The sequence below is a fragment of the Pseudomonas sp. PDM20 genome (genome assembly GCF_014852575.3).
Classification (GTDB): Bacteria; Pseudomonadota; Gammaproteobacteria; order Pseudomonadales; family Pseudomonadaceae; genus Pseudomonas.
This window is the reverse complement of sequence record NZ_CM181224.1, coordinates 773928-798516: the sequence shown is the minus strand read 5'-3', so window position 1 is coordinate 798516 and position 24589 is coordinate 773928. Positions and strand designations below refer to the sequence as shown.

At 66.9% G+C, this 24589-nt stretch carries 23 protein-coding genes; 11 read left to right on the top strand and 12 right to left on the bottom strand.

Annotation, left to right across the window (positions count from 1 at the left end; all coding sequences use genetic code 11):
* Positions 1 to 8: 8 nt before the first annotated feature.
* The 8 genes from IB261_RS03925 to IB261_RS03890 all read right to left on the bottom strand — a co-directional run bounded on the left by IB261_RS03925 (position 9) and on the right by IB261_RS03890 (position 8375).
* The gene (locus IB261_RS03925) at positions 9 to 764 is read right to left on the bottom strand and encodes an enoyl-CoA hydratase/isomerase family protein (protein ID WP_192211199.1); all 756 of its coding nucleotides are present in this window, start codon (positions 762 to 764) and stop codon (positions 9 to 11) included.
* 8 nt (positions 765 to 772) lie between these two features.
* A complete protein-coding gene (locus IB261_RS03920) occupies positions 773 to 1831 on the bottom strand; it encodes an acyl-CoA dehydrogenase family protein (RefSeq protein WP_192381507.1) in 1059 nt (352 codons plus the stop codon).
* Positions 1832 to 1835: 4 nt separating this feature from the next.
* Positions 1836 to 2240: a PaaI family thioesterase gene (locus tag IB261_RS03915; RefSeq protein ID WP_139791554.1), complete on the bottom strand. Its 405-nt coding sequence runs from the start codon at positions 2238 to 2240 to the stop codon at positions 1836 to 1838.
* Between the two features lie 50 nt (positions 2241 to 2290).
* Complete coding sequence (locus IB261_RS03910; protein WP_081517177.1) at positions 2291 to 3658, bottom strand: MFS transporter; 1368 nt, start codon at positions 3656 to 3658, stop codon at positions 2291 to 2293.
* 39 nt (positions 3659 to 3697) lie between these two features.
* Positions 3698 to 4579, bottom strand: coding sequence for a MaoC/PaaZ C-terminal domain-containing protein (locus IB261_RS03905; protein ID WP_081518147.1), 882 nt, complete (start codon positions 4577 to 4579; stop codon positions 3698 to 3700).
* The gene (locus IB261_RS03900) at positions 4563 to 6698 is read right to left on the bottom strand and encodes an acetate--CoA ligase family protein (RefSeq protein ID WP_192381506.1); all 2136 of its coding nucleotides are present in this window, start codon (positions 6696 to 6698) and stop codon (positions 4563 to 4565) included. The genes IB261_RS03905 and IB261_RS03900 overlap by 17 nt, the downstream gene beginning before the upstream one ends.
* A gap of 142 nt (positions 6699 to 6840) precedes the next feature.
* Positions 6841 to 7992, bottom strand: coding sequence for a thiolase family protein (locus IB261_RS03895; protein ID WP_081517175.1), 1152 nt, complete (start codon positions 7990 to 7992; stop codon positions 6841 to 6843).
* On the bottom strand, positions 7989 to 8375 hold the full coding sequence (locus IB261_RS03890; protein ID WP_192211188.1) for a Zn-ribbon domain-containing OB-fold protein: 387 nt from the start codon (positions 8373 to 8375) through the stop codon (positions 7989 to 7991). The genes IB261_RS03895 and IB261_RS03890 overlap by 4 nt, the downstream gene beginning before the upstream one ends.
* Before the next feature lie 141 nt (positions 8376 to 8516).
* On the opposite strand from IB261_RS03890, the gene IB261_RS03885 reads away from it, so the two are divergent.
* A complete protein-coding gene (locus IB261_RS03885) occupies positions 8517 to 9332 on the top strand; it encodes an IclR family transcriptional regulator (RefSeq protein WP_192381505.1) in 816 nt (271 codons plus the stop codon).
* Between the two features lie 372 nt (positions 9333 to 9704).
* Positions 9705 to 10727: a branched-chain amino acid aminotransferase gene (locus IB261_RS03880; protein ID WP_192381504.1), complete on the top strand. Its 1023-nt coding sequence runs from the start codon at positions 9705 to 9707 to the stop codon at positions 10725 to 10727.
* 153 nt (positions 10728 to 10880) lie between these two features.
* On the opposite strand, the gene IB261_RS03875 is transcribed toward IB261_RS03880, so the two are convergent.
* Positions 10881 to 13271, bottom strand: coding sequence for a hybrid sensor histidine kinase/response regulator (locus IB261_RS03875; RefSeq protein WP_192381503.1), 2391 nt, complete (start codon positions 13269 to 13271; stop codon positions 10881 to 10883).
* Positions 13272 to 13479: 208 nt separating this feature from the next.
* On the opposite strand from IB261_RS03875, the gene IB261_RS03870 reads away from it, so the two are divergent.
* The 4 genes from IB261_RS03870 (at position 13480) to IB261_RS03855 (ending at position 17023) form a co-directional block, all read left to right on the top strand.
* The gene (locus IB261_RS03870) at positions 13480 to 14277 is read left to right on the top strand and encodes a hydroxymethylpyrimidine/phosphomethylpyrimidine kinase (protein ID WP_192211191.1); all 798 of its coding nucleotides are present in this window, start codon (positions 13480 to 13482) and stop codon (positions 14275 to 14277) included.
* A 16-nt stretch (positions 14278 to 14293) separates the two neighbouring features.
* Entirely contained in the window at positions 14294 to 14923 is a 630-nt protein-coding gene (thiE, locus tag IB261_RS03865; RefSeq protein ID WP_081517169.1) for a thiamine phosphate synthase, read from the top strand.
* A gap of 41 nt (positions 14924 to 14964) precedes the next feature.
* Positions 14965 to 16251, top strand: coding sequence for a glutamate-1-semialdehyde 2,1-aminomutase (gene hemL, locus IB261_RS03860; protein WP_081517168.1), 1287 nt, complete (start codon positions 14965 to 14967; stop codon positions 16249 to 16251).
* A gap of 229 nt (positions 16252 to 16480) precedes the next feature.
* Positions 16481 to 17023, top strand: coding sequence for a tetratricopeptide repeat protein (locus IB261_RS03855; RefSeq protein ID WP_017521798.1), 543 nt, complete (start codon positions 16481 to 16483; stop codon positions 17021 to 17023).
* A 137-nt stretch (positions 17024 to 17160) separates the two neighbouring features.
* On the opposite strand, the gene IB261_RS03850 is transcribed toward IB261_RS03855, so the two are convergent.
* A complete protein-coding gene (locus tag IB261_RS03850; protein ID WP_088421405.1) occupies positions 17161 to 17490 on the bottom strand; it encodes a DUF1820 family protein in 330 nt (109 codons plus the stop codon).
* A 136-nt stretch (positions 17491 to 17626) separates the two neighbouring features.
* On the opposite strand from IB261_RS03850, the gene miaB reads away from it, so the two are divergent.
* From miaB to lnt, 5 genes are all read left to right on the top strand, one after another.
* The gene (miaB, locus tag IB261_RS03845; protein ID WP_081517166.1) at positions 17627 to 18964 is read left to right on the top strand and encodes a tRNA (N6-isopentenyl adenosine(37)-C2)-methylthiotransferase MiaB; all 1338 of its coding nucleotides are present in this window, start codon (positions 17627 to 17629) and stop codon (positions 18962 to 18964) included.
* Positions 18965 to 19089: 125 nt separating this feature from the next.
* Complete coding sequence (locus IB261_RS03840) at positions 19090 to 20091, top strand: PhoH family protein (protein WP_081517165.1); 1002 nt, start codon at positions 19090 to 19092, stop codon at positions 20089 to 20091.
* On the top strand, positions 20084 to 20545 hold the full coding sequence (gene ybeY, locus IB261_RS03835; RefSeq protein WP_192381502.1) for an rRNA maturation RNase YbeY: 462 nt from the start codon (positions 20084 to 20086) through the stop codon (positions 20543 to 20545). The genes IB261_RS03840 and ybeY overlap by 8 nt, the downstream gene beginning before the upstream one ends.
* Positions 20546 to 20566: 21 nt before the next feature.
* Entirely contained in the window at positions 20567 to 21406 is an 840-nt protein-coding gene (locus IB261_RS03830; protein WP_081517163.1) for a CorC family transporter, read from the top strand.
* A 224-nt stretch (positions 21407 to 21630) separates the two neighbouring features.
* Positions 21631 to 23163, top strand: a complete 1533-nt coding sequence (lnt, locus tag IB261_RS03825) for an apolipoprotein N-acyltransferase (protein WP_192381501.1) — start codon at positions 21631 to 21633, stop codon at positions 23161 to 23163.
* Positions 23164 to 23211: 48 nt separating this feature from the next.
* Here the strand turns inward: lnt and IB261_RS03820 are convergent, their stop codons facing one another.
* Together IB261_RS03820 and IB261_RS03815 are read right to left on the bottom strand one after the other, a co-directional pair.
* Positions 23212 to 23973: a YdcF family protein gene (locus IB261_RS03820; protein WP_192381500.1), complete on the bottom strand. Its 762-nt coding sequence runs from the start codon at positions 23971 to 23973 to the stop codon at positions 23212 to 23214.
* Positions 23974 to 24019: 46 nt separating this feature from the next.
* On the bottom strand, positions 24020 to 24451 hold the full coding sequence (locus IB261_RS03815; RefSeq protein ID WP_151189310.1) for a hypothetical protein: 432 nt from the start codon (positions 24449 to 24451) through the stop codon (positions 24020 to 24022).
* Positions 24452 to 24589: the final 138 nt, after the last annotated feature.

Genomic DNA, 24589 nt, shown 5'->3' with positions numbered 1-24589 from the left:
TCTCTTGATTACTGGCCCCGGAAATTCGGGGAACGTTTATCGAGGAAGGCCGCCTTGCCTTCGGCATGGTCGGCGCTGAGGAACAGCTGGCTCTGGAAATCGCCTTCGCGCTCGAGCAGCAGCTCCAGGCCGTCGGCCAGCAGGGCCTTGGTCAAGGCCAGCGGCAGCGGCGCCTGTTGCTCCACTTTCGCGGCCAGCGCGAGGGCCGCGTCCAGCGCAGCTCCCGGTGCGCAGAGCTGGTCCACCAGGCCGATGCGCAGCGCTTCCTCGGCCTCGATGACCTGGCCGAACATCAGCACCTGCCGCGCGCGGCCGACACCGATGCGCGCCGGCAAGGTGTGCAGCTGGCCAAGATCGGCGAGCAGCCCGACCTTGCCGAAGCCGGCGGCGAAGCGCGCGGTTCCGCCGCACACCAGGCTGTCGCAGGCCAGCGCCACCGACAGCCCGGCGCCCACCGCCCAGCCTTCGATGGCGGCGATGATCGGCTTGCCCATGCGCAGCATCTGGCGGATCAGGTCGGCGTTCTTCTGCATGCGCACGCGGCCGGCGTTGAGGTCGGTGACGTGCATGTCGCTGAGGTCGCCGCCGGCGCTGAAGACTTCCGCCGAACCGGTGAGGACCACGCTGCGCACGGCGGGATCGGCGTCCGCTTCGCGCAGCGCGTCGAGCAGCTCGGCGCGCAGTGCGGGGGACAGCGCATTGCGCCGCGCCGGATTGTTGAAGCGCAGCAGACGCACCGAGCCGTGGGTTTCCTGCAGCAGCATCTCGCTCATCACGCCACCTCCGCATGCAGCAGGGCGATGTAGCGTGCCCGGTGGAAGGCCAGCGAGCCCTGGCTGTTGAGCAGCACCATGGCGCGGCGCAGGAACAGGCCGATGTCGGCCTCGTCGGTGTAGCCGATGCCGCCGTGCAGCTGGATCGCCTGGCGGGTCACCAGCATGGCCGCTTCGGCGGCGCGCACTTTGGCGGTGGACACCAGGCGCTGCACCTGCGCGACCGGCGCGCCGTCGTCCAGCGCGGTGGCTGCTTCGCCGACGATGGCGCGGGCCAGTTCGATCTGCAGTTTCAGGTCGACCATGCGGTGCTGCAGCGACTGGAAGCTGCCGATCTCGCGGCCGAACTGGCGGCGCACGCCGAGGTAGTCGCGGGTCTGTTCGAAGGCCGCGTCCATCAGGCCCACCAGGTAGGCGGCGCAGGCCAGCGCCGACTCGTCGAGGGCGGCGGGCGCACTGTCGACGAGCTGCGCGGGCGTGCCATCGAAGCGCAGGCGCGCCAGGTGGCCGCCGTCCTGGGTCGGCTCCTGGTGAACACTCAGCCCCTCGGCATTGCGTTGCACCAGCGCGAGGCCGGCGTTGCAGGCAACCAGCCACGCATCAGCGGAAGCCCCCAGAGCGACGTGAGCAACCTCGCCGCGCAGCTGGCCGTCGCGCAGCACCGGCAAGGCGGCGCCGGCTTCGTAGCCGATGCCCGCAGGCAGGATCAGTCGCTCGCCGGCCAGCAGCGCGTCGCGCTCGGCGGCGGGCAGCAAGGGAGCGACCAGGCTCGCCTCGATCAGCGGTTCGGGCAGCAGGCCGCGGCCGAGTTCTTCCAGCAGCGCCGTGTACTCGCCCATGCCCAGCCCACTGCCGCCCAGCTCTTCGGCGAGGCGCAGGCCCGGCCAGCCCATGGCGCAGACTTCGGCCCAGGCGTCGCGGTCGAGGCCCGGCGCCTGGAAGCGCAGGCGGCGCACCCGGCCCAGGTCGCCGCCACGCGGCACCAGGGAAGCGGCGCTGTCACGGATCATCCGCAGGCGCTCTTCGCGCTCCTCGGCCATCGCGGTGTTGTCGGTCATTTCGTCATTCCCGTGTCGGTTGAACAGCGCCGGCCGCAGCGGGCCGGTACTTGAAACTGCCGGTGGCGCTGGCGATCAGCTCGCCGGCCCCGTCGAAGATTTCCGCCGCGCAGAAGCACAGCGTGCGGGTCCGCCGCAGCACCCGGCCGACGGCGTTGATCTCGCCGCTGGTGCTGCCCATGAAGTGGGTGGCCATGTCGATGGTGACCATCGAGCAACCCGGCATCTGCGCGCGGATCGCCCCGGCCATGGCGGCATCGAGCACGCTCATCAGCACGCCGCCGTGGAAGCTGCCGATGTAGTTCATCAGCTCCGGGCGGTGAGGCAGGCGCACCCGCACCACGTCGCCATCGATCCAGCGCTCCAGGCCAAGGAACTCCTGGAAGGTGAAGCGGCCGCTGGGGAACATCTCCAGGCCACCCTCAGCAGGTGCAGCGGCGCGGGTCGAGGTGAGATCGGTCATCGAACGCCTTCCTCCGTGGCAGGCTGACCCACCGGGCGGGCCACGCCTTGTACCGCCGGGCGCGCGGGCGCTGCAGGTGCGGCATCCGGCTGCGGGCTGCGCGCCTCGCGGTTCGGGTCATACAGGCGGTTGGGGATCATCAGCGCAGGGATCAGGCCGGTGATGACGTAGGTGATGCCCATGACCAGGAAGCCCGCGCCGATGGACACGTGGGAGGCCAGCAGGCCGATGGCCGCCGGGGCCACCGCCGCGCCGATGCGGCCGAGGTTGTAGGAAGTGCCCACGGCGGCGCCGCGCACCTGGGTGGAGAAGCTCTCGGTCATGTAGGTGGCCAGCACGCCCACCGGTACGCCGTAGATGAAGCCGAACAGCGCGAGGATCCAGACGATGTTGTCCGGGGTGTGCCAGAACACGATCACCGGCATGAAGATCGCGGTGCCGATGGCGCCGGCGGCGAAGGTGGCGCGGCGGCCGAAGCGGTCCGAGGCGATCCCGGCGAGCACCTTGCCGAGGATCATCGCGGTGTAGGTGCCGACCATGTAGCCGGTCATGGACTTGAAGTTCATGCCCAGCTCGCTTTCCAGGTACGAGGGCATCCAGTTGTTGGTGCCGTAGTAGCCGAACAGCAGGAAGCACGAGGTGATGCTCCAGAGCACGAACATGCGGCGGGTGGACGGATCGACCAGCAATTGGCGCATGCCGCCGCTGGGCGCGCTCTGCTGGCGACTGCTGGCCTGCTGCGCGCGTTGCGCACGAGCCGCCAGCCAGGACGGCGACTCCGGCACCCAGGGCCGCAGCGCCAGGCAGATCAGCGCCGCGCCGATGGCAGTGAAGAACAGCGCGCGCCAGCCGTAGTCCGGGATGATCTGCCCGGCGAGGATGGTCGCCACCAGGTAGCCCACGGTCCAGCCGGCCTGCATGGTCGCCAGGATGGTAGTGCGGTACTTGGCGGTGACGAACTCGGACATCAGGATGTTGCAGGCCACGAACAGCGAGCCCAGGCCCAGCGAGGAAACGAAGCGGATCAGTGCGAAGGCCCAGTAGTTGTGCGCCAGGCCCAGCAGCGCGGTACCGACGGAGAACACCAGGATGGTCCAGGTCACCACGCGCACCCGGCCGAAGCGGTCGCACGCCCAGCCGCCGTAGATGCCGCCGATGGCCATGCCGGCCAGGGTGATGCTGCCCAGCGAGCCGGCCTCGAAGTTGGACAGGCCGAACTCGGCCTTGAGGCTGTTCAGGCTGTAGGCGAGGAACATCAGGTCGGCGCCATCGGCGAGCAGACCCAGGAAGCAGAAGAAGAAGGCGATCACCAGGGTCCGCCGCGGTATCGCGGCGCTCTGGGCCAAGCTGTCGGGTGCGTTCATTGTTGTTGTTCTCGCAGGTAGGTTGAGGTCGTCGTCGCGCTAGGCCCGCCCGGCTGGTTCTCCACCCTCCGGGGTCAGGCTTACGCGGCCGTTGTCCAGCACCACCACGTCGCGCTCGACGACGCGGGTGCGGAAGGAGCCGTCATTCCAGATTTCCGTACGCAGGGTTTCGCCGGGGAACACCGGTGCCGAGAAGCGCACCTGCAGGTGGGCGAAGCGCTCCGCGCGGTAGTCGGCGAAGCCGCGCAGCAGCGCATGGAAGGCCACGCCGAGGGTGCACAGGCCGTGCAGGATCGGCCGCGGGAAACCACCGCGAGCGGCCGCCGCGGGGCTGGCGTGGATCGGGTTGTCGTCGCCGTTGAGGCGGTAGTGCAGCGCCTGTTCCGGGCGTGTCGGCAAGTCGATGACCAGGTCCGGCGCCTGCTCGGGCAGACGGTGCGGCTGGCTGAGCGACTGACTGTCGCCGCCGAAGCCGCCGTCACCGCGCAGGAAAGTGGTGCCACGGGCAATCGCCAGCACCTCGCCGCTCTGCGCGTCGCTGACGACCTTCTCGCTGTAGAGCAGCGCGCCCTTGCCGGCTCCCTTGTCCACCAGACCGGTGACGCGGGTGCGGCCGATCACTTCGCCTTCCACCGGCAGCGGTTTCAGCCACTCGATACTTTGCTCGCCATGGACCAGGCGCAGCGCATCGACGCCGGTGTCCGGGTTGCCCAGCCAGAAGCCGGGATGGCCGAGCACCACGGCCATGCAGGGCAGCGCCTGGAGGTCGCGGTTGGCGTCGACGAAGGTCAGCTGGTGCTCATCCATCGGGTCGGCGCCGAGGCCCACCGACAGCGCGTAGAAAGCGCTGTCCTGGCGGCTGAAACGCTGCCGCACTTCGGGGATCGGGTAGTTCAGCAGGTGCTCAGGATTCAGCGCCATGGGCCACCTCCTCCACTTCCAGCACCGCATCGGCGGCCCACGCGCCCTGCCCCTCGGGCATGGCGAAGACCGGGTTGAGGTCGACCGAACGCAGGCGCGGACCGGCCTCGGCGGCGAATTGCGAGAGCTGCGCGAGCACCCGCGACAGCGCCTTGATGTCGGTCACCGGGCGACCCCGGGCACCCAGCAGCAGCGGTGCGCCCTTGATGCTGCGGATCATCTGCTCGGCCTCGTCGACGCCGAACGGGCAGCGGCGGAACACCACGTCCTTGAGCACTTCGACGAAGATGCCGCCGAGGCCGAACACCGCCACCGGTCCGAACTGCGGGTCGCGCTGAATGCCCATGAAACACTCCACACCGCCCTGCAGCTGGCGGGCCACCAGCACGCCGTCGAGGCGGGCGTTCGGTGCCTGTTCGGCAGCGCGTTGCAGCAGCAGGTCGTAGCCTTCGCGCACGGCCTGGGAGCTGCTGACGTTGAGCAGCACGCCGCCGATTTCCGACTTGTGCAGGATGTCCGCCGAGGCGATTTTCAGCACCACCGGGAAGCCGATCTGTTCGGCGAAGGCGGCGGCTTCCGCCGCACTTTTCAGCACCCGCTCGGGCGCCGATTCGATGCCGGCGCGCGCCAGCAATTGCTTGGCTTCGGCCTCACCGGGCGTGCTGGCCGGCAGCTCGACGCCGCCGGGCGCGGGAATCCTGCGCAGCGGGCGGGCGAAGGCTTCGCCCAGCTGGCCCATGGCCTGGATGGCGCGCACCGCGCGGGTCGGGTCCTCGAACAGGGCGAAGCCGGCCTTCTGGTACGGCGCCAGCTCCTCGCCCTCGCCCATCACCGAGACCACGAACAGGCGGTCCGGGTGATCGACCTTGATCCGCGCGAACTGCTCGGCGAGGCGCGGGCCAATGGAGGCGGCGGTGCCGGCCTGGGTGAAGAAGGCGATCAGCGAGCGGTAGCCACCGTCCACCACCATGGACTCGGTGAAGTCGTGCACCAGGCTCAGGTCGTTGAGCGCCTGGGCGGTGCAGTCCACCGGGTTGAGTGGCGAGGCGTAGTGCAGGCGCTGCTTCAGGCGTGCCTGGGCCGCTTCGGGCATCGGCGGCATGGGCAGGCCGAAGTCCTCGGCGGCGTCGCTGACGATGATGCCGGCGCCGCCGCTGACGGTGATCATCCCCAGGCTGTTGTTCACCGGGTAGATGCGCTGGGTGGCGAGGTAGGCGATGTCCACCAGCTCCTCGGTGGTGCGCGCGCGAACCACCGCGTAGTCGGCCAGCACCGCGTCGAGCACCTTGTCGTCACCCGCCAGGGAGGCGGTGTGCGACATGGCGGCGCGGCCGCCCAGCTCGCTGCGCCCGACCTTGTGCAGGATCACCGGCTTGCCGGCGCGATGGGCCGCTTCGAGGGCGGCGAGGAAGCTGTCGACGTTGCGGATGGATTCGGCGTAGGCCATGACCACGTCGATCTCCGGCGACTCCACCAGCCAGCCGATGGCATCGCCCAGGGTGACGTCGGCTTCGTTGCCGGTGGCGACGCAGATCGGCGTGCCCAGCCCGCGCTGCCGCGACAGGCCGAGCAGGTGCGCCCCGTAGGCGCCGGACTGGGTGGCGATGCCGACCCGCCCGGCCAGCGGAATGCCGCGTTCCAGGCTGGTGGAGAAGAAGGCGTAGTAGCCCAGGTTGGCGTTGAACACGCCCAGCGCGTTCGGCCCCAGCAGGCGCATGTTCGCCGCGCGGGCGGCTTCGACGATAGCGTCCTGCATGGCCACGCCTTCCTCGCCGACTTCGCTGAAGCCGGAGGAGAACACGATGGCGCTGCGCGCGCCCTTGCGGCCCAGCGCCTGGACGGTCTCCAGCACCTGCGGCGCCGGCACCGCGATGATCGCCACGTCCGGCGCCTCGGGCAGCGCATCGACGCTGGCGTAGGCCGGCAGGCCCTGGATCTCGGTGCGGTTGGGGTTCACCGGCAGGATGCGCCCGGAAAAGCCGTTGCGCAGCATGTAGGCAATGGGGCGGCCGCCGATGCGGTGCGGGTCGCTGGAAGCGCCGACCACGGCGACCGAGCGCGGCTGCACCAGGGGGGTGAGACTGGAAAAACCGGTGTGTTGCAAGTGACTCACTGACATGACGTTCCACCTGAACAAATAGCGGGTGCCGGGCGTTTGCGTGCCGGCGCGAGGGCGAGCGCATCCACGGCAGGCTGCGGGCAGCAGCCACCGGGAGCGTCGGCCCTGAGTTTCAGAGCCCTGAATTTCAGAGCACGGGCTTTCAGAGCACCGCTTGGGTGCCGAGCAGTGCCGTCACCTGGCTGGACAAGGTGCCGCCGTTGCCGTGCAGCAGCGCCACGTCGGCCTTCTTCAGCTGGCGTTCACCGGCCTGGCGACGCAGCTGGGTGACCGCCTCGATGATCAGGAACATGCCGTACATGCCCGGATGCACACAGGACAGCCCGCCGCCGTTGGTGTTCACCGCCAGTTCGCCGCCAGGAGCGATGCGCCCGCCCTGGACGAAGCGGCCACCCTCGCCCTTCGGGCAGAAGCCGAGGTCCTCGAGGAACAGGATCGTATTGATGGTGAAGGCGTCGTAGACCATCACCAGATCGATGTCCGAGTGCTTTACCCCGGCCATCTGCATGGCTCGCGGGCCGCTCTCGGAAGCGGCGGTGACGGTGAGGTCGGGCATGGCGACGATGGAGCGGTGCCACTGCGCGCCGGCGGCGCCGAGGAAGTAGATCGGCGCTTTGGGCAGGTCGCGCGCGCGGTCGGCACGCACCATCACGCAGGCGCCGCCTCCATCGGTGACCAGGCAGCAGTCGGCCTTGCTCAGCGGGTCGCTGACCATCCGTGCGGCGAGCACCTCATCGATGCTCAGCGGGCCACGGGCAAAGGCCTCGGGGTTGAGGTTGGCCCAACCGCGCGCTGCCACGGCCACTTCGGCCAGGTGCTCGCGGGTGGTGCCGTATTGATGCATGTGGCGGCTGGCGGCCAAGGCGTAAGCGGTGATCGGGTGACGCGGCTGGTAGGGCGTCTCGTGCCACTGCGGCTCGCTCATCGACACCAGCTTGCCGCCGGCAGTGCGCTGGTTGGAGCCGTAGCAGATGAGCGCCGCGTCACACAGGCCGGCTTCCAGGGCCAGGGTCGCCTGCAGCAGGTGCAGCTCGAAACTGGAGCCACCGACGTTGGTGCCGTCGACGAATTTCGGCTTGATGCCGAGGTACTCGCAGACCGAGAGCGTCGGGAAGGCGTGGGAGCTGGTGGCCGAGAACACCGCGTCGATGTCCGAGAGCGCAAGCCCCGCATCGGCGATGGCCTTCATCGAGGCCTGGCCAAGCAGTTCCATGGCGCTGTAGCCGTGGGCTTCGCCGATACCGGCGCTGCCGATGCCGACGATGGCGGTCTTGCCGCGCAGGACCTGGCTCATGACTGTGCCTCCGTCAGGGGCTCGAAGACGACGGCGGGGCCGCTGTCCTGCTGGGCGATGCGCGCCTTGAGGCGGGTGCCGATGGGCAGGCTGAGATGGCCTTCGATACGGGACATCATGCGCACGCCTTCATCGAGGTCGACCAGGGCGACGTTGTAGTCACCGCTGCGGGCGCGGTTGACGGTCAGGGCATAAAGGGTGCCCAGGCCACTGGCGGGAACCCATTCCAGGTCCGTTTCGCCGCTGCCGGGCACCTGGGTGCGCGGGTAGAACACGTGCCGGCCGGTGGAGGCGCTGCGCTGCAACATGAAGCGACCCTGGGCGAGGAAGGCGAGGTACTGCGCCTCTGGCCCTGGCATGTTGCGGTCGGGGAAATCCACCATTGAGGTTTCTCCTTTGTTCTTGTTCTGCCTTTGTTGCAAAGTGCGTTACCGCCCATGCCAAGCCAGCTTCACGGAAGCCGTTGCAGGCGTCGCAGGGTCAGAATACATTCACAATACTGAATGTCAATCAGAATACAGAATATGACCACTGAAAAAACCGTCGAAGAAGCCAGCAGCAAACGCACCGGCGGCGCCAAGGATGTCGGCGCCGTGGTGAATGCCATCCAGATCCTGCGCCACCTGGCCAATGCCGAAGGCCCCGAGGGCGCGACCGCCATCGCCCGCGCCACCGGTATCAGCCCGAGCACCACCTTCAATATCCTGCGCACGCTGAGCAACGAGCAGTTGACCTCGTTCGACAACGAGACCAAGACCTATCGCCTGGGCCTGGGCCTGTCGGAGCTGGCAGTGAGCTTCATCGGTCGCAGCTACGCCGACCTGATCCAGCCGGAACTGGAGCGCCTGAGCACCAGCCACCACATCCTGATCACCTTGTGGCAGGTCACCGACGATGCGCACATCCGCGTGATCGCCGTGTCCGCGCCCATCGTGGCGCACGTCAACGTCGCCGTGGGCTCGCGCCTGCCGGAGCTGGTAGGCGCCGCCGGACGCTGCATCGCCGGGCTGCGCAACCTCCCCGAGGATGAACTGAGACGCCGCCTGACCCGCGTGCGCTGGGAGAATCCACCGAACTTCGACGAGTACCGCCGCGACGCCGCTGCCACGCTGGAGCGCGGCTGGGCCATCGACCAGGACCACCTGTATCGCGGCGTCAGCATGGTCGCCAGCGCGATCATCGACCACGATCGCCAGCCACGCTTCATCATTTCCGGTATCGGCATCAGCGCCCAGCACGACCGCGAGAAGCTCGAGCAGATCGGCGCCAGCCTGCACGAGACGGCCTGCTTCATCAGCCGCTCACTGTTCCCGCAAAGCGCCATCAGCCCAGCAGAATAGCCCGAACTCTATTCATCATATGAAATGACATTCATGTGAATGGATGATTTCGACAAGAACAACGGCACCGGCGCGAAACCGCACAGCGGAACCCCGCGCGCCGGCGCCCGCGTCGCAGCATTCCCGATGCGACTGATGGCAGCGATATTCGCCGCCAGGGGCCCACAGCCGCGACTATCGCCGGTATCATGGCAAGTCTTGATGGAGTCCTGGCGGTGACCATCCCGCGGAGAACACCGTTCCCGCCGCACGCCTGAATCCCTTGCGATTCAGGCAGCCCGCCGCCAGAGCCCGCCAAACCTTCTGCCCGGATGCTCGCCGGCCTTGAATGGCTCGCGGCAGCCGCAGGTAATCCCATTGAATGAGGCAACCATGGAACAGAAAGACATCGATTGGGGCACGCTCGGATTCGATTACATCAAGACCGACTTCCGCTACATCTCCCACTGGCGCGATGGTCTGTGGGACGACGGCAAGCTGACCGAAGACAACACCCTGCACATCAGCGAGGGCTCCTCCGCCCTGCACTATGGCCAGCAGTGCTTCGAAGGCCTCAAGGCCTACCGCTGCAAGGACGGCTCGATCAACCTGTTCCGCCCGGACCAGAACGCCGCGCGCATGGCCCGCAGCTGCGCCCGCGTACTGATGCCGCAAGTGTCCGAAGAGCAGTTCATCGAGGCCTGCAAGCAGGTCGTGCGCGCCAACGAGCGCTTCATCCCCCCGTACGGCTCGGGCGGCGCGCTGTACCTGCGCCCGTTCGTGATCGGCGTGGGCGACAACATCGGCGTGCGCCCGGCTCCGGAATTCATCTTCTCGGTGTTCTGCATCCCGGTCGGCGCCTACTTCAAGGGCGGCATGAAGCCCCATGACTTCGTGATCTCCACCTACGACCGCGCCGCCCCCAACGGCACCGGCGCCGCCAAGGTCGGTGGCAACTACGCCGCCAGCCTGATGCCGGGCGCCCAGGCCAAGAAAGAAGGCTTCGCCGACTGCATCTACCTCGACCCGGCCACCCACAGCCGCATCGAGGAAGTGGGCTCGGCCAACTTCTTCGCCATCACCCATGACAACGAGTTCGTCACCCCGCGCTCCAGCTCGGTGCTGCCGGGCATCACCCGCCTGTCGCTGATGCAGCTGGCCGAACAGCGCCTGGACCTGAAAGTGGTCGAAGGCGACGTGCAGATCGACGACCTGGCCCGCTTCAAGGAAGCCGGCGCCTGCGGTACCGCAGCGGTGATCACCCCGATCGGCGGCATCCAGTACAAGGACAACCTGCACGTATTCTTCAGCCGCGAAGACGTCGGCCCGGTGACCCGTCGCCTTTACGAGGAACTGACCGGCATCCAGAAGGGTGACGTGGAAGGTCCGGAAGGCTGGGTGGTCAAGGTCGACTGAGCCTGACAGCTAGCTTAAGAACGAACGCCGCGCTACCGGAAGGTAGCGCGGCGTTTTACTTTGGGCCGAGGCCGCCGGCCTGAACCTGTAGGAGCGAGCCATGCGCGCGATCACGGGCATGGCCCGCCCCTATAGGGGACGCCGACCTTTCCGTCAGGCAGGGCTGGGCAGCGCCGGCTGACACAGCAGCCAGTCATGGAGCAGCGCCTGCAGCTCCTCGAACTTCACCGGCTTGGCCATGTAGTCGCTCATTCCCGCGGCCAGGCAGCGCTCGCGATCGCCACTGTGGCTGTGGGCGGTAATCGCCAGCACTGGCAGGTCGGCGCAACGCGGTAGCGTGCGGATCGCCCGGCAGGTGGCGAAGCCGTCCATCACCGGCATCTGGCAATCCAGCAGCACGGTGTCGATGACTTCCCGGCGCAGCAGCTCGATGGCCTCGGCGCCGTTGTCAGCCGTGCGCACGCGGTAGCCGAGCTTGAGCAGCATGCCGCGGATCACCAGCTGGTTGATGGCGTTGTCCTCCACCACCAGCACGGTGCACTGGTCGGGGCTGCGCAGCACCTGGCCGCCCGCGCGACGCGGCGGCGGGGCGATGCCCTGCACCGGCTGGCCGACCTGCAGCTCCAGGGCAAAGCGGCTGCCCTGCCCCGGCATGGATTCGTGGCTCAGCGTACCGCCCAGCAACGCGACCAGCTTGCGGGTCAGCGCCAGCCCAATACCGAGGCCGCCGTACTCGCGGGTCAGCGACCCGTCGAGCTGGAAGAAGCGTTGGTACAGCGCGCCATCCGGCGGGGTGGAGAAACCGATGCCGCTGTCCTGCACCTCGATGCGCAGCGCCAGCCCTTCGCTGTTAGGCACACCGGCAACCCGCAGGTGTACGCCGCCCTGATGGGTGAACTTGATGGCGTTGTCGATCAGGTAGCCCAGCGCCTGGGTCAGCTTGCCGGCATCGCCCTCAAGGGTGTCGGGCAGGCTCTCGTCCAGTTGCAGGACGAAGCGCAGCCCGCGCTCCTCGGCGCGAGGCGCGTACTGCGCGCGCAGGCCGTCGCACAGGCCGCGCAGGCTGAACGGCTCGCGGCGAGGGTAGAGCTTGCCGGCCTGCAGCTCGATCAGCGCGAGGATGTCGTTGACCATGCGCATCATGTCGCGCGCCGAGCCGGTGGCAGTCTTGTGGTACTGCGCCAACTCGATGTCCATGGGCACCGTCTGCATCAGCTCCAGCGAACCGATCACCCCGCTCATGGGCGTGCGCAGTTCATGGGTGACGGTAGCGAGGAATTCGTCCTTCAGGCGGTTGCTGCTGGCCAGCTCCAGGTTCAGCTGCTCCAGCTTGCGGCTGGTTTCCTGGAGGATGCGCGTGCGCTCCTCCTTCATGGCATTGATGCGGTCCGCCAGCGCCAGGGACAGCAGGCCGACCTCCAGCGCCGAACCGATCTGGCTGGCGTACATGGTCAGGAAGATGTTGGGCAGCAAGCCCAGCACCATCAGCGTGTTGATGACTCCGCCGAGCAGGAAGGCGCTCCAGGCGAAAATGAAGTAGCGCGCCACGCGCATGCCGCGCAGCCAGGCGACGATGCCGGCAGTGAAGATCACCACGGTGAAGGCCAGCGCCAGGTAGGTGGCCAGCCGCAGGGCGATGGCGTAGCTGACCGTCAGCGCCAGCACCATCACCAGCGCGCCAACCCCCATCAGCACGCGCAGGATGCGGTCGATCCACAGGCTGTGCTCGCGGGTATGCAGGAAGCTGCGGGCGAACTGGCAGCCGAACAGGCCGGCCGAACCGATCAGGAAGGGCGTGGCGGCGTTGGCCCACCAGGGACTGTTCGGCCAGAAGTACTCGATGCCCGCGCCGTTGACCGATATCTGGTAGAAGCCGAACGAGGCTATATAAAGGATGTAATAGAGGTAGCTGGTGTCACGCACGCTGAGGAAGATGAACAGGTTGTAGATCAGCATCACCAGCAACACGCCATAGATGATGCCCAGCACATAGATGCGCCCCGGCTGCTCTTCCAGATAGGCCTTGGACGACCAGAGCGTCAGCGGCGCCTGGATCGAGCCCTGGCTTTCCAGGCGCAGGTAGACGCGCAACGGCTTGCCCGGCTCCAGCTTGAGGTCGAACAGGTAGTTGTTCTGGCGGATCGGCCGGCTGTCGAACGGCAGGGTGTCGCCGGTACGCTGGGCCAGCTTGAAGCCGCCCTGGCCGTCGGGCAGGTAAAGGTCGAGCTTGTCCAGCGGCGGGTAGGCCAGCTCCAGCAGCCAGTTGGCCGGGTCGCGCGAGGCCCTGGGCTGGTAGTCCAGGTCCAGGCGCAGCCAGAACACCGAGCGCGAGTAGCCGGCATTGAGCACGTCGCGCTCATGGTGGCGGAAGCTGGCGGCCAGCGCTGGCGAGCTGATCTCGGCGATATCGGCCGTGCCGCGCACATCCTCGAAGACATCCATCGCCCGCCCCAGGGGCAGTTGTCCGACGTGCTCGTCGAAGCTGATGGCGCTCGCCACTGGCGAGAGGATGAGAAGGATCAGGAAGATCAGCCAGTGCCGCATGGTGCCCCGCAGTGCCGCCGACAGCTGCGCCGGAGATCCCCATCCCCTGCATTGGCGCGCCGTGGAGGCGTTGTGTTGGAATCGGCGAACTCTAGCACAGGCCTTGTGGCCCGTGGCATTCGACCATCCGGGCAGGGCGCGGCCAGGCGATGCGCATTGGACCGTTCGGTCAGCTCAGCGCGGCGATTTGGTGATAAGCTCCCGCGCCATGAAAACACCTGCCTCCCGTCCCGTAGTGCTCTGCCTGTCCGGCCACGATCCCAGTGGCGGTGCCGGCCTGCAGGCCGATATCGAAGCCCTGATCGCCCAAGGCTGCCACGCGGCGCCGACCGTCACCGCGCTGACCGTTCAGGATACCGTCAACGTTTCCGACTTCCGCGTGCTCGACCGCGAATGGGTGCTGGCCCAGGCCAACGCCGTGATCGCCGATCTGCCGGTGGCTGCGGTCAAGCTGGGCATGCTCGGCTCGGTGCAGATGGTCGACACGGTCGTGGAGATCATGCAGTCCCTGCCGGGCATCCCGCTGGTCTGCGACCCGGTGCTGCGCGCCGGTGGCGGCGGCTCGCTGGGCAAGGACGACGTCGGCTACGCCATGCGCGAACGCCTGCTGCCGATTGCCGCAGTGGCTACCCCGAACCTGCCCGAGGCGCGCATCCTCGCCGAACTGCCCGAGGGCACCGCGGACGAGTGCGCCGACAAGCTGCTGCCTTATATCCAGACCCTGCTGATCACCGGCGGCCATGGCGACGAGTCCGAGGTGCACAATCGCCTGTACACCCGCGACGGCCAGCGCCACACCTTCACCTGCCAGCGCCTGCCCGGCAGCTACCACGGCTCGGGCTGCACCCTGGCGAGCACCCTCGCCGGCCGCCTGGCCCTGGGCGAGGAACTGGTGAGCGCGGTGCGCAGCGCCCTGGACTACACCTGGCGCACCTTGCGCGACGCGGAAGCGCCCGGCCACGGCCAGTACGTGCCGCGCCGCCTGCCACTGGACTTCTGCAACTGATCTGATCGAGGCCTTGATGAAACTGCGCGGACTCTACGCCATCACCGACAGCCAGCTGCTCGACGGCGGCCGCCTGCTGCCCTACGTCGAAGCCGCCCTGAAGGGCGGCGCCAGACTGCTGCAGTACCGCGACAAGTCCGACGACGCCTCGCGCCGCCTGCGCGAAGCCGAGGCCCTGCGCGACCTCTGCGCTCGCTACGGCGCCACGCTGCTGATCAACGATGACGCCGAACTGGCCGCGCGCCTGGGCGTCAGCGTGCATCTGGGGCAGACCGACGGCTCGCTGGCCGCTGCCCGCGCCCTGCTCGGCCGCGACGCGGTCATCGGCGGCACCTGCCACGCCAGCCTCGAGATGGCCGAGAAGGCCATCGCCGAGGGCGCCAGCTACGTCGCCTTCGGCCGCTTCTTCGCCTCCCAGACCAAACCCGGCGCGTCCGCCGCCAGCGTCGAACTGCTGGATCAGGCCAAGGCCCGCTTCAACGTGCCGCTGGTGGCCATTGGCGGCGTAACCCTGGACAACGCGCCCGAGCTGATCGCCCGCGGCGCCGACATGATCGCCGTGATCCACGCCCTGTTCGCCGCCGACACCCCGGCCGAAGTCGAACAGCGCGCCCGCGCCTTCAGCCAACTCTTCGAAACCCGCTGAGCGCCACGCGCCCAGCCCTTCACAGCTTCGCGAGGTACACCATGTCCCGTTCCGAAACGCTTTTCGCCAATGCCCAGAAACACATCCCCGGTGGCGTGAACTCGCCGGTACGCGCGTTCAAGAGCGTCGGCGGCACCCCGCTGTTCTTCAAGCACGCGGAAGGCGCCTACGTGGTGGACGAAGATGACAAGCGCTACGTCGACTACGTCGGCTCCTGGGGCCCGATGATCCTCGGCCACAGCCATCCGGACGTCCTCGACGCCGTGCGCAAGCAGCTCGACCACGGCCTGTCCTACGGCGCGCCGACCGCGCTGGAAGTGGAAATGGCCGACCTGGTCTGCTCCCTGGTGCCGTCCATGGACATGGTGCGCATGGTCAGCTCCGGCACCGAAGCCACCATGAGCGCCATCCGCCTGGCCCGCGGTTACACCGGCCGTGACAGCATCATCAAGTTCGAGGGCTGCTACCACGGCCACTCCGACAGCCTGCTGGTGAAAGCCGGTTCCGGCGCCCTGACCTTCGGCGTGCCGAACTCCCCCGGCGTGCCGGCGGCCTTCGCCAAGCACACCCTGACCTTGCCCTACAACGACATCGCCGCCGTCGAGAAGACCCTGGCCGAAGTCGGCAAGGACGTGGCCTGCATCATCGTCGAGCCGGTCGCCGGCAACATGAACTGCGTGCCGCCGGCCCCGGGCTTCCTCGAAGGCCTGCGCAGCCTGTGCGACAAGCATGGCGTGGTACTGATCTTCGACGAAGTGATGACCGGCTTCCGCGTAGCCCTGGGCGGCGCCCAGGCGCACTACGGCATCACCCCGGACCTGTCGACCTTCGGCAAGATCATCGGCGGCGGCATGCCGGTGGGCGCCTTCGGCGGCAAGCGTCAGATCATGGAGCAGATTTCCCCGCTCGGCCCGGTCTACCAGGCCGGCACCCTGTCGGGTAACCCGCTGGCCATGGCCGCCGGCCTGACCACCCTGCGCCTGATCAGCCGCCCCGGCTTCCACGACGAGCTGACCACCTACACCACCCGCATGCTGCAAGGCCTGCAGGAGCGCGCCGACGCCGCCGGCATTCCCTTCGTGACCACCCAGGCGGGTGCCGCGATGTTCGGCCTGTACTTCACCGGCGCCGATGACATCGTCACCTTCGACGACGTGATGACCAGCGATGCGGAACGCTTCAAGCGCTTCTTCCACCTGATGCTGGACGCCGGCATCTACCTGGCTCCGAGCGCCTTCGAGGCCGGCTTCACCTCCATCGCCCACGGCGAAACCGAGCTGAAACTGACCCTGGACGCCGCCGAGCGCGCTTTCGCCGCACTCAAGTAAGCCGCCCCACGCGAAGGCGCCCGTCCGGGCGCCTTCCGCTCTGCCACGACGCTTTCAGCGCTTTATTCCGGCGTTACACTCACCCCGCCGTCACAGCCGTTTCCAGCAAAAAAACAGAAAAGAAGGTAAAGACTTTGTAAGGAAGCGCCTGCTTATTTCATAATGTGAAGGCTGGCGCATTTCGCTGGCCGGGTTTTACCCGCCCCGATCCTGGAGGCCGTTTCTCCCCATGTACCGTTCCGGTCGCACCCTGCTGGGCTGCCTGTTGCTCGCACTGCCCCTGTTCACTCAGGCGGGCGGCAACTCGCTGCTGATTCCAGCCACCGGACGCTGCACCCTGAACACCGTGCCCGAACAGCTGCAACAGGCACTAGCCAGCTGCCAGCAAGCCGCCAACGCCGGCGACGCACAGGCCCAGTTCGAACTGGGGGAATTCTTCTACACCGGCGAGCGCGCCCCGCGCGACTTCCAGGCCGCCCTGCACTGGTACGAGAAGGCTTCGCTGCAAGGCCACGCCGACGCACAGCTGCGCCTGGGCACCATGTTCTTCCGTGGCGAAGGCGTGAAGGCCAACAACGTGCAGGCCTACATCGTGCTGAAGATGGCCGCGGTCAACGGCGCCGAAGACGCCATGGACAGCGCCGACCTGGTCGCCGAGCAGATGAACAAGGACGAACTGGACATCGCCACCAAGGTGCTTGGACAGATCTTCCGCAACTACCTGATCGAACTGCAGACTGCCGGCAACTCGCCGTTCTCGCCGCTGCCCTAATTCACCCTTTCTCGTAGGGCGCATAACGCGCCAGCGTTATCCGCCGCATAGAGCCGGCGGATAACCTGTTCCAGGTTATTCGCCCTACTACAGGATCGTTCGCGAGCAAGCTCCTACCAAAAGCGAAAAGCCGAGCGTCAGTCCTTGCTGGGCATCGGCATGGGGAACGGCATCACGTTGCCGCTGGGCTTGGCCTCGCTGATCTTCGCGGTGCCCAGGCGCTCCACTTCGTCGATGCGGATGATCGAGTGCAGCGGCACGAAGCTGCGGATGACGCCATCGAACTGCGCCTTGAGCTTCTCCTCGCTGGGATCCACCACCACCTGGGTGCGCTCGCCGAAGACGAACTCCTCGATCTCCAGGAAACCCCACAGATCGCTCTGGTAGATCTGCTTGGCGTACATCTCGTACACCTGGCCCTGGTTGAGGAAGACCACCTTGTAGATCGGGTTCTCGCGCTTGCTCATGAACGAAGGATGACAGCTTTGCAAAAAGGGCACGCAGCATAGCACAGACAGCCGCCCCTCAAGCCCGCCGCTGGTAGATGCCCGCCCCGGGGCTTATAATGCGCGGTCAATTTTTAACCAGAACAAGACAGGTTCCATGGCCAAGAAGCTTTTCATCCAGACCCACGGTTGCCAGATGAACGAGTACGACAGCTCGCGCATGGCCGACCTGCTGGGTGAACACCAGGCCCTGGAAATCACCGAAAAGGCCGAAGAAGCCGACGTCATCCTGCTCAATACCTGCTCGATCCGCGAGAAGGCCCAGGAGAAGGTGTTCTCCGAGCTGGGCGCCTGGCGCACCCTCAAGCAGCAGAACCCCGACCTGGTGATCGGCGTCGGTGGCTGCGTGGCCAGCCAGGAAGGCGCGGCGATCCGCGAGCGCGCGCCGTACGTCGACGTAGTGTTCGGCCCGCAGACTTTGCACCGCCTGCCGGAAATGATCGACGCCGCCCGCACCACCCGCAAACCGCAGGTGGACGTGTCCTTCCCGGAAATCGAGAAGTTCGACCGCCTGCCCGAGCCACGCGTCGACGGCCCCACCGCCTTCGTCTCGGTGATGGAAGGCTGCAGCAAGTACTGCACCTTCTGCGTGGTCCCCTACACCCGCGGCGAGGAAGTCAGCCGCCCGTTCGACGACGTGCTGGCCGAGGTGATCCACCTGGCCGAGAACGGCGTCAAGGAAGTCACTCTGCTGGGCCAGAACGTCAACGGCTACCGCGGCCCGACCCATGACGGGCGCATCGCCGACTTCGCCGAACTGATCCGCGTGGTCGCCGAGGTCGATGGCATCGAGCGTATCCGCTACACCACCTCGCACCCGCTGGAATTCTCCGACTCGCTGATCGCCGCCCACGCCGAAGTGCCGCAACTGGTGAAGTTCGTCCACCTGCCGGTACAGGCCGGCTCCGACCGCATCCTCGCGGCGATGAAGCGCAACCACACCGCACTGGAATTCAAGTCGCGTATCCGCAAGCTGAAGGCCGCGGTGCCGGACATCTGCATCAGCTCGGACTTCATCATCGGCTTCCCCGGCGAGACCGAGAAAGACTTCGAGCAGACCCTGAAGCTGGTGGAGGACGTCGGCTTCGATTACTCCTTCTCCTTCATCTACAGCTCGCGCCCGGGCACCCCGGCCGCCGACCTGGCCGACGACACCCCGGACGAGGTGAAGAAGCAGCGCCTGCTGACGCTCAACAGCCGCCTCAATCACCAGGGTTTCGAGATCAGCCGACGGATGGTCGGCACCATCCAGCGCATCCTCGTCACCGATTACGCCAAGCGCGACCCCGGCCAATTGCAGGGCCGCACCGAGAACAACCGCGTGGTCAACTTCCGCTGCGACAATCCGCGCCTGATCGGCCAGTTCGTCGACGTGGAAATCTACGAGGCGCTGCCCAACTCCCTGCGCGCGACCCTGCTGGAAGCACGCCACTGACAGTAGAAGCACGTCACTGGCAACCGACCGTTGACTACCCCCTTGGCGACTGAACTTTCGTACTCGGTCGCGTGGGGTTATTCTTCGACCATCTCCCTTTGAAGCACGGCGACTTAGACAACACCTTGAACGCCCCCCTGGATATCCATCGTTTCATGCTCGAGCCCTTCGAGGCCCGCAGCTTCGCCAACCTGTGCGGTCAGTTCGACGAACACCTGCACCAGATCGAGAAGCGCCTCGGCATCGAGATCCGCAACCGCGGCAACCAGTTCGAACTGGTCGGTGACCCCGAGCGCACCCAAGCGGCCGAAAACCTCCTGCAGCGCCTCTACCGCGAAGTGCAGAACGGTACCGAGCTGACGCCTGACATGGTCCACCTGTTCCTGCAGGAGTCCGGCCTGGAAGAACTCTCCGTCGAGCCCGTCGCCCCGCTGGTCACGCTCAAGACCCGTCAGGCGCACATCCGCCCGCGCGGTGCGAACCAGCAGCGCTACGTGAAGGCCATCCTCGACCACGACATCAACTTCGGCATCGGCCCGGCCGGCACCGGCAAGACCTACCTCGCCGTGGCCTGCGCCGTGGACGCCCTGGAACGCGAGCAGATCCGCCGCATCCTGCTGGTGCGCCCGGCAGTCGAGGCTGGCGAGAAGCTCGGCTTCCTGCCCGGCGACCTGTCGCAGAAGATCGACCCGTACCTGCGCCCGCTGTATGACGCGCTGTACGAGATGCTCGGCTTCGAGACCGTGGCCAAGCTGATCGAACGCCAGGTGATCGAAGTCGCGCCGCTGGCCTATATGCGCGGCCGCACGCTGAGCAACAGCTTCATCATCCTCGACGAAAGCCAGAACACCACGATGGAACAGATGAAGATGTTCCTCACCCGGATCGGCTTCGGCTCCACCGCGGTGATCACTGGCGACGTTACCCAGGTCGACCTGCCCAAAGGCACGCGCTCGGGCCTGAAGCACGTGATGGAAGTGCTGCGCGACGTCCCCGGTATCAGCTTCACCCACTTCAAGTCCAAGGACGTCGTGCGTCACCCGTTGGTGCAGCGCATCGTCGATGCCTACGACGCCTACGAGAATCGCCTGACCGGCGTAGAAGGCCAGGGCAACAAGCATGCTTGAACTGGACCTGCAGGTCGCCTGCGAAGCGACCGGCCTGCCGAGCGAAGCGCAGTTCCGCCACTGGTGCGAACTGGCCCTGCGCCAACGCCAGAATGATTCGGAACTCACCATCCGCCTGGTGGACGAAACCGAAGGGCGCGAACTGAACAAGACCTGGCGACACAAGGACTACGCCACCAACGTACTGTCCTTCCCCGCCGACGTTCCCGACGAGCTGCTGGACATCCCGCTGCTCGGCGACCTGGTGATCTGCGTCCCTGTAGTCACCCGCGAGGCCGCCGAACAGGGCAAGTCCGCCGAGGCCCACTGGGCCCACCTCGTCATCCATGGCTGCCTCCACCTGCTCGGCTACGATCACATCGAAGATGAAGAAGCCGAGGAAATGGAAGGCCTGGAACGCGAATTGCTGGCTGAACTGGGTCACCCGGACCCATACGCGGCCGATGAAGAATAAAAGCCACCGAGCAAGGAAAAGATGAGCGAAGACCGATCGAGCAATGGGCACAAGTCGTGGTTGGACAAGATCACCCAGGCTTTTGCCCATGAGCCGAGAAACCGCCAGGAGCTGCTTGAGCTGCTGCGCGAAGCCCACGACAACAAGCTGCTGGACAGCGAAGCGTTGTCGATCGTCGAAGGCGCGATCCAGGTGGCGGACCTCCAGGTCCGCGACATCATGATCCCGCGTTCGCAGATGATCTCCATCAAGTCGACGCAGAAGCCTGCCGACTTCCTCCCGGCTATCATCGAAGCGGCGCACTCGCGCTACCCGGTGATCGGCGAGAGCCTGGACGACATCATGGGCGTCCTGCTGGCCAAGGACCTGCTGCCGCTGGTCCTCCACGACCAGAATCACGCCTTCAACATCAAGGACCTGCTGCGCCCGGCCACCTTCGTGCCCGAGTCCAAGCGCCTGAACGTGCTGCTGCGCGAATTCCGCGCCAACCGCAACCACATGGCCATCGTCATCGACGAATACGGCGGCGTGGCGGGACTGGTGACCATCGAGGACGTGCTGGAGCAGATCGTCGGCGATATCGAGGACGAGCACGACGTCGAGGAAGACAGTTACATCAAGCCGCTGCCCAGCGGCGACTTCATCGTCAAGGCGCTGACCCCGGTGGAAGCCTTCAACGATTTCTTCGGCGCGGAATTCTCCGACGAGGAATTCGACACCGTCGGCGGCGTGGTGATGAGCGCCTTCGGGCACTTGCCCAAGCGCAACGAAACCACCGAACTGGGCGGCTTCCGCTTCCGCGTGCTCAACGCCGACAGCCGTCGGCTGCACCTGCTGCGCCTTACTCCGCTGCAGGACTGAGCCACCACGCACCCTGTAGGAGCGGGCCATGCCCGCAATCGCGGACAAAGTCCGCTCCTACAGGAGCGCGCGAAACACCCCTCGCTGAATTCCTACAGACAAACCCTCCGCGTCCTGCAACATCCCGCCGCAGTCAGCTCATGGCTTTTGGCTTTCATCCCCATAGCCTACCGTTCGTCTCTCCATTACTCTTGCGCATCGCTTAACCGCAACAAGGATTTCCGATGCGCTGGATCACCCGCCCCGGCCTGCCAGGCCACCTGCTCGCCCTGGCCGCCGGCGCGCTCACGCCGCTGACCCTGGCCCCGTTCGGCTACTGGCCGCTGGCAGTGCTCTCGCTGGCCCTGTTCTACCTCGGCCTGCGCGGCACCACCGCGGGTTCGGCGCTCTGGCGCGGCTGGTGGTACGGCTTCGGCGCCTTCATCGCCGGCACCAGCTGGATCTACTTCAGCATCTACAACTTCGGCGGCGCGTCCGGGCCGCTGGCGGGCTTCCTGGTCGGCGGCTTCAGTGCCGGCGTGGCCTTCTTCTTTGCCCTGCCGGCGTGGGTCTGGGCGAAGTTCTTCCGTCGCAACAATGCGCCGGTCAGCGACGCGCTGGCCTTCGCCGCGCTGTGGGTGGTGCTGGAGCTGTTCCGCAGCTGGTTCCTCACCGGCTTCCCCTGGCTCTACGCCGGCTACAGCCAGCTGGACGGCCCGCTGGCCGGCCTCGCCCCGCTGGGCGGCGTCTGGCTGGTGTCCTTCGGCATAGCCCTGACCGGCGCGCTGATCATCAACCTCCCGGCCCTGACCCGGCGCCCGGCGCGCCTGGTCACCGGCCTGGTCCTGCTGATCGCCCCCTGGGCCGTGGGCCTGGGCTACAAGGGTCACGCCTGGACCACTCCGGCCGGCGCACCGCTGAAGGTCGCCGCGCTGCAGGGCAACATCGCCCAGGAAATGAAGTGGGACCCCAAGGCCATCACCCACCAGCTGGAGCTGTACCGCGACCTGACCGCCGAGCAGAACGACGTCGACCTGATCGTCTGGCCGGAAACCGCCGTGCCGGTGCTCAAGGACCAGGCCACCGGCTACCTGGAGATGATCAACGGCGTCGCCACCGCCAAGAAGGCCGCGCTCATCACCGGCGTACCGGTACGCGAGAAGACCACCGAAGGCATTCGCTACTACAACGGCATCACCGTGGTCGGCGAAGGCAGCGGCAACTACCTCAAGCAGAAGCTTGTGCCCTTCGGTGAATACGTCCCGCTGCAGGACCTGCTGCGCGGCCTGATCAGCTTCTTCGACCTGCCCATGTCCGACTTCGCCCGCGGTCCGGCCGACCAGCCGCTGCTCAAGGCCAAAGGCTACTCCGTGGCGCCGTACATCTGCTACGAAGTGGTCTACCCGGAATTCGCCGCCGAACTCGCAGCGCAGAGCCAGCTGCTGCTGACCATCAGCAACGACGCCTGGTTCGGCACCTCCATCGGCCCGCTGCAGCACCTGCAGATGGCGCAGATGCGCGCCCTGGAAGCCGGGCGCTGGATGGTGCGCGGCACCAACAACGGCGTCACCGCGCTGATCGACCCGTTCGGCAAGCTGGCGGTGCAGATCCCGCAGTTCCAGCAAGGCGTGCTGCGTGGCGAAGTGGTGCCGATGCAGGGCATGACGCCGTACCTGCAGTGGCGCGTCTGGCCGCTGGCGATCCTCAGCGCCGTGCTGCTGGTGTGGGCACTGGTACGCCGCCGTACGCACCCGGAAGAACGCCGGCTGTTCGGCTGATTCCAACGAACAAGGGCCTCATTGCGAGGCCCTTTTTCATGGCGGAGGCTAGCGATAGAACAACCGATAGCCGACCAACCCGATCGCCTCATTGAGCAACTGCCCGCTCTGCCAGATCGCCCGCCCTTCCGGCAGCCAACCGCCCATGGGCACTGCGTCGTCCGTACCGATGTAGCCCGAGGGCGCCGGCAGCACTTCCAGCCCGGCCTTCTCGAAGCTCCAGATCGAGCGCGGCATGTGAATGGCGCTGGTCACCAGCACTACTCGCTGGATACCCGCCTCGCGCAGCATGTCGGCGCTGAACCGGGCGTTCTCCCAGGTCGTGCGGCTGCGCCCCTCCTCCCAGCGCACCGGCACGCCGTAATCGTCCCGCAGGCTCTGCGCCATGATCCGCGCCTCGGAGGGCGGCGTGCCGTAGTGCAGGCCGCCGGAAGTCAGCACTGGCAGGCCGCTGGCCTTGGCCAGGCGTGCGGCATAGCGAATGCGCTCGCGAGCCATCAGGCCCGGCTGGTCCTCATCCCAGGCACGATCCCCGCGCACCCGACCAGCGCCGAGCACCACGATGGCGTCGGCGCGCTGCGCCAGACCCGCCCACTCTGTCTGTTTCAGCGCATCCTGCTGCTCCAGCTGGCGTGCGCCCCACTCCACCGTCACCGGCAGGCTCATCACCAGCAGGCCGAGGAAACCGGAAAAGAAGCAGAACACCGACAAGCGCGGATAGCGCCGGCGCAGCACGAAGCCCAGGAAGAGCAACAGCAGCAGCAATCCCGGCGGCATGAAAATCTGTTTGAGGATGAAGCGGATAGGCATTGGCGACTCCTTGTCGAGGCGCCAAGCCTAACGGATCGGGGAAATGTCAGCGTGCCTTCGCGTTGCGGAACAACTGCGAGCCACAGGAAGTGCAGGGCAGCACGCCCTGATTGCGGCTCCAGGCCACCGGCGAACCGCACAGCGCGCATTGCAGCTGCTGCGGGCGCGTCACCAGGCGGGGACGGCTGGGCGGTGTGGGTTGGCGCACATGGCGCGGCACCCGAGCCGGGGCACGCTCCAGCATGGCGAGCTCCTCCGCCGCGGCATGCCAGCCGCGCAGCCAGTTCACATCCTGGTCCAGATAAGCCCTGATCAACTCCATCTCGGCACTGCTCAAACCGCGCAACTCCAGTTCCACGGGGCATTCGTCACGTAGTCGCTCAGCGGTGTCGGCCTCATCCAGGGCCAGCGCGAGCCGTTGCAACAACCGTTCATACAGACCGGAACCCGAAGCACTTGCGCGATGCAGCTCAGCCATCAGTCACCTCAAGACAGGCGGAAACCTCCCGCCCTCAGGCAAAGCTTAGCGGCCCACCCCGTGCAACACCGAGCGTGCGACAAACGGCGCGGGCTACCGGCTCGAGTGGGGGTCATGTATGCTACGAGGCTTTCTGTA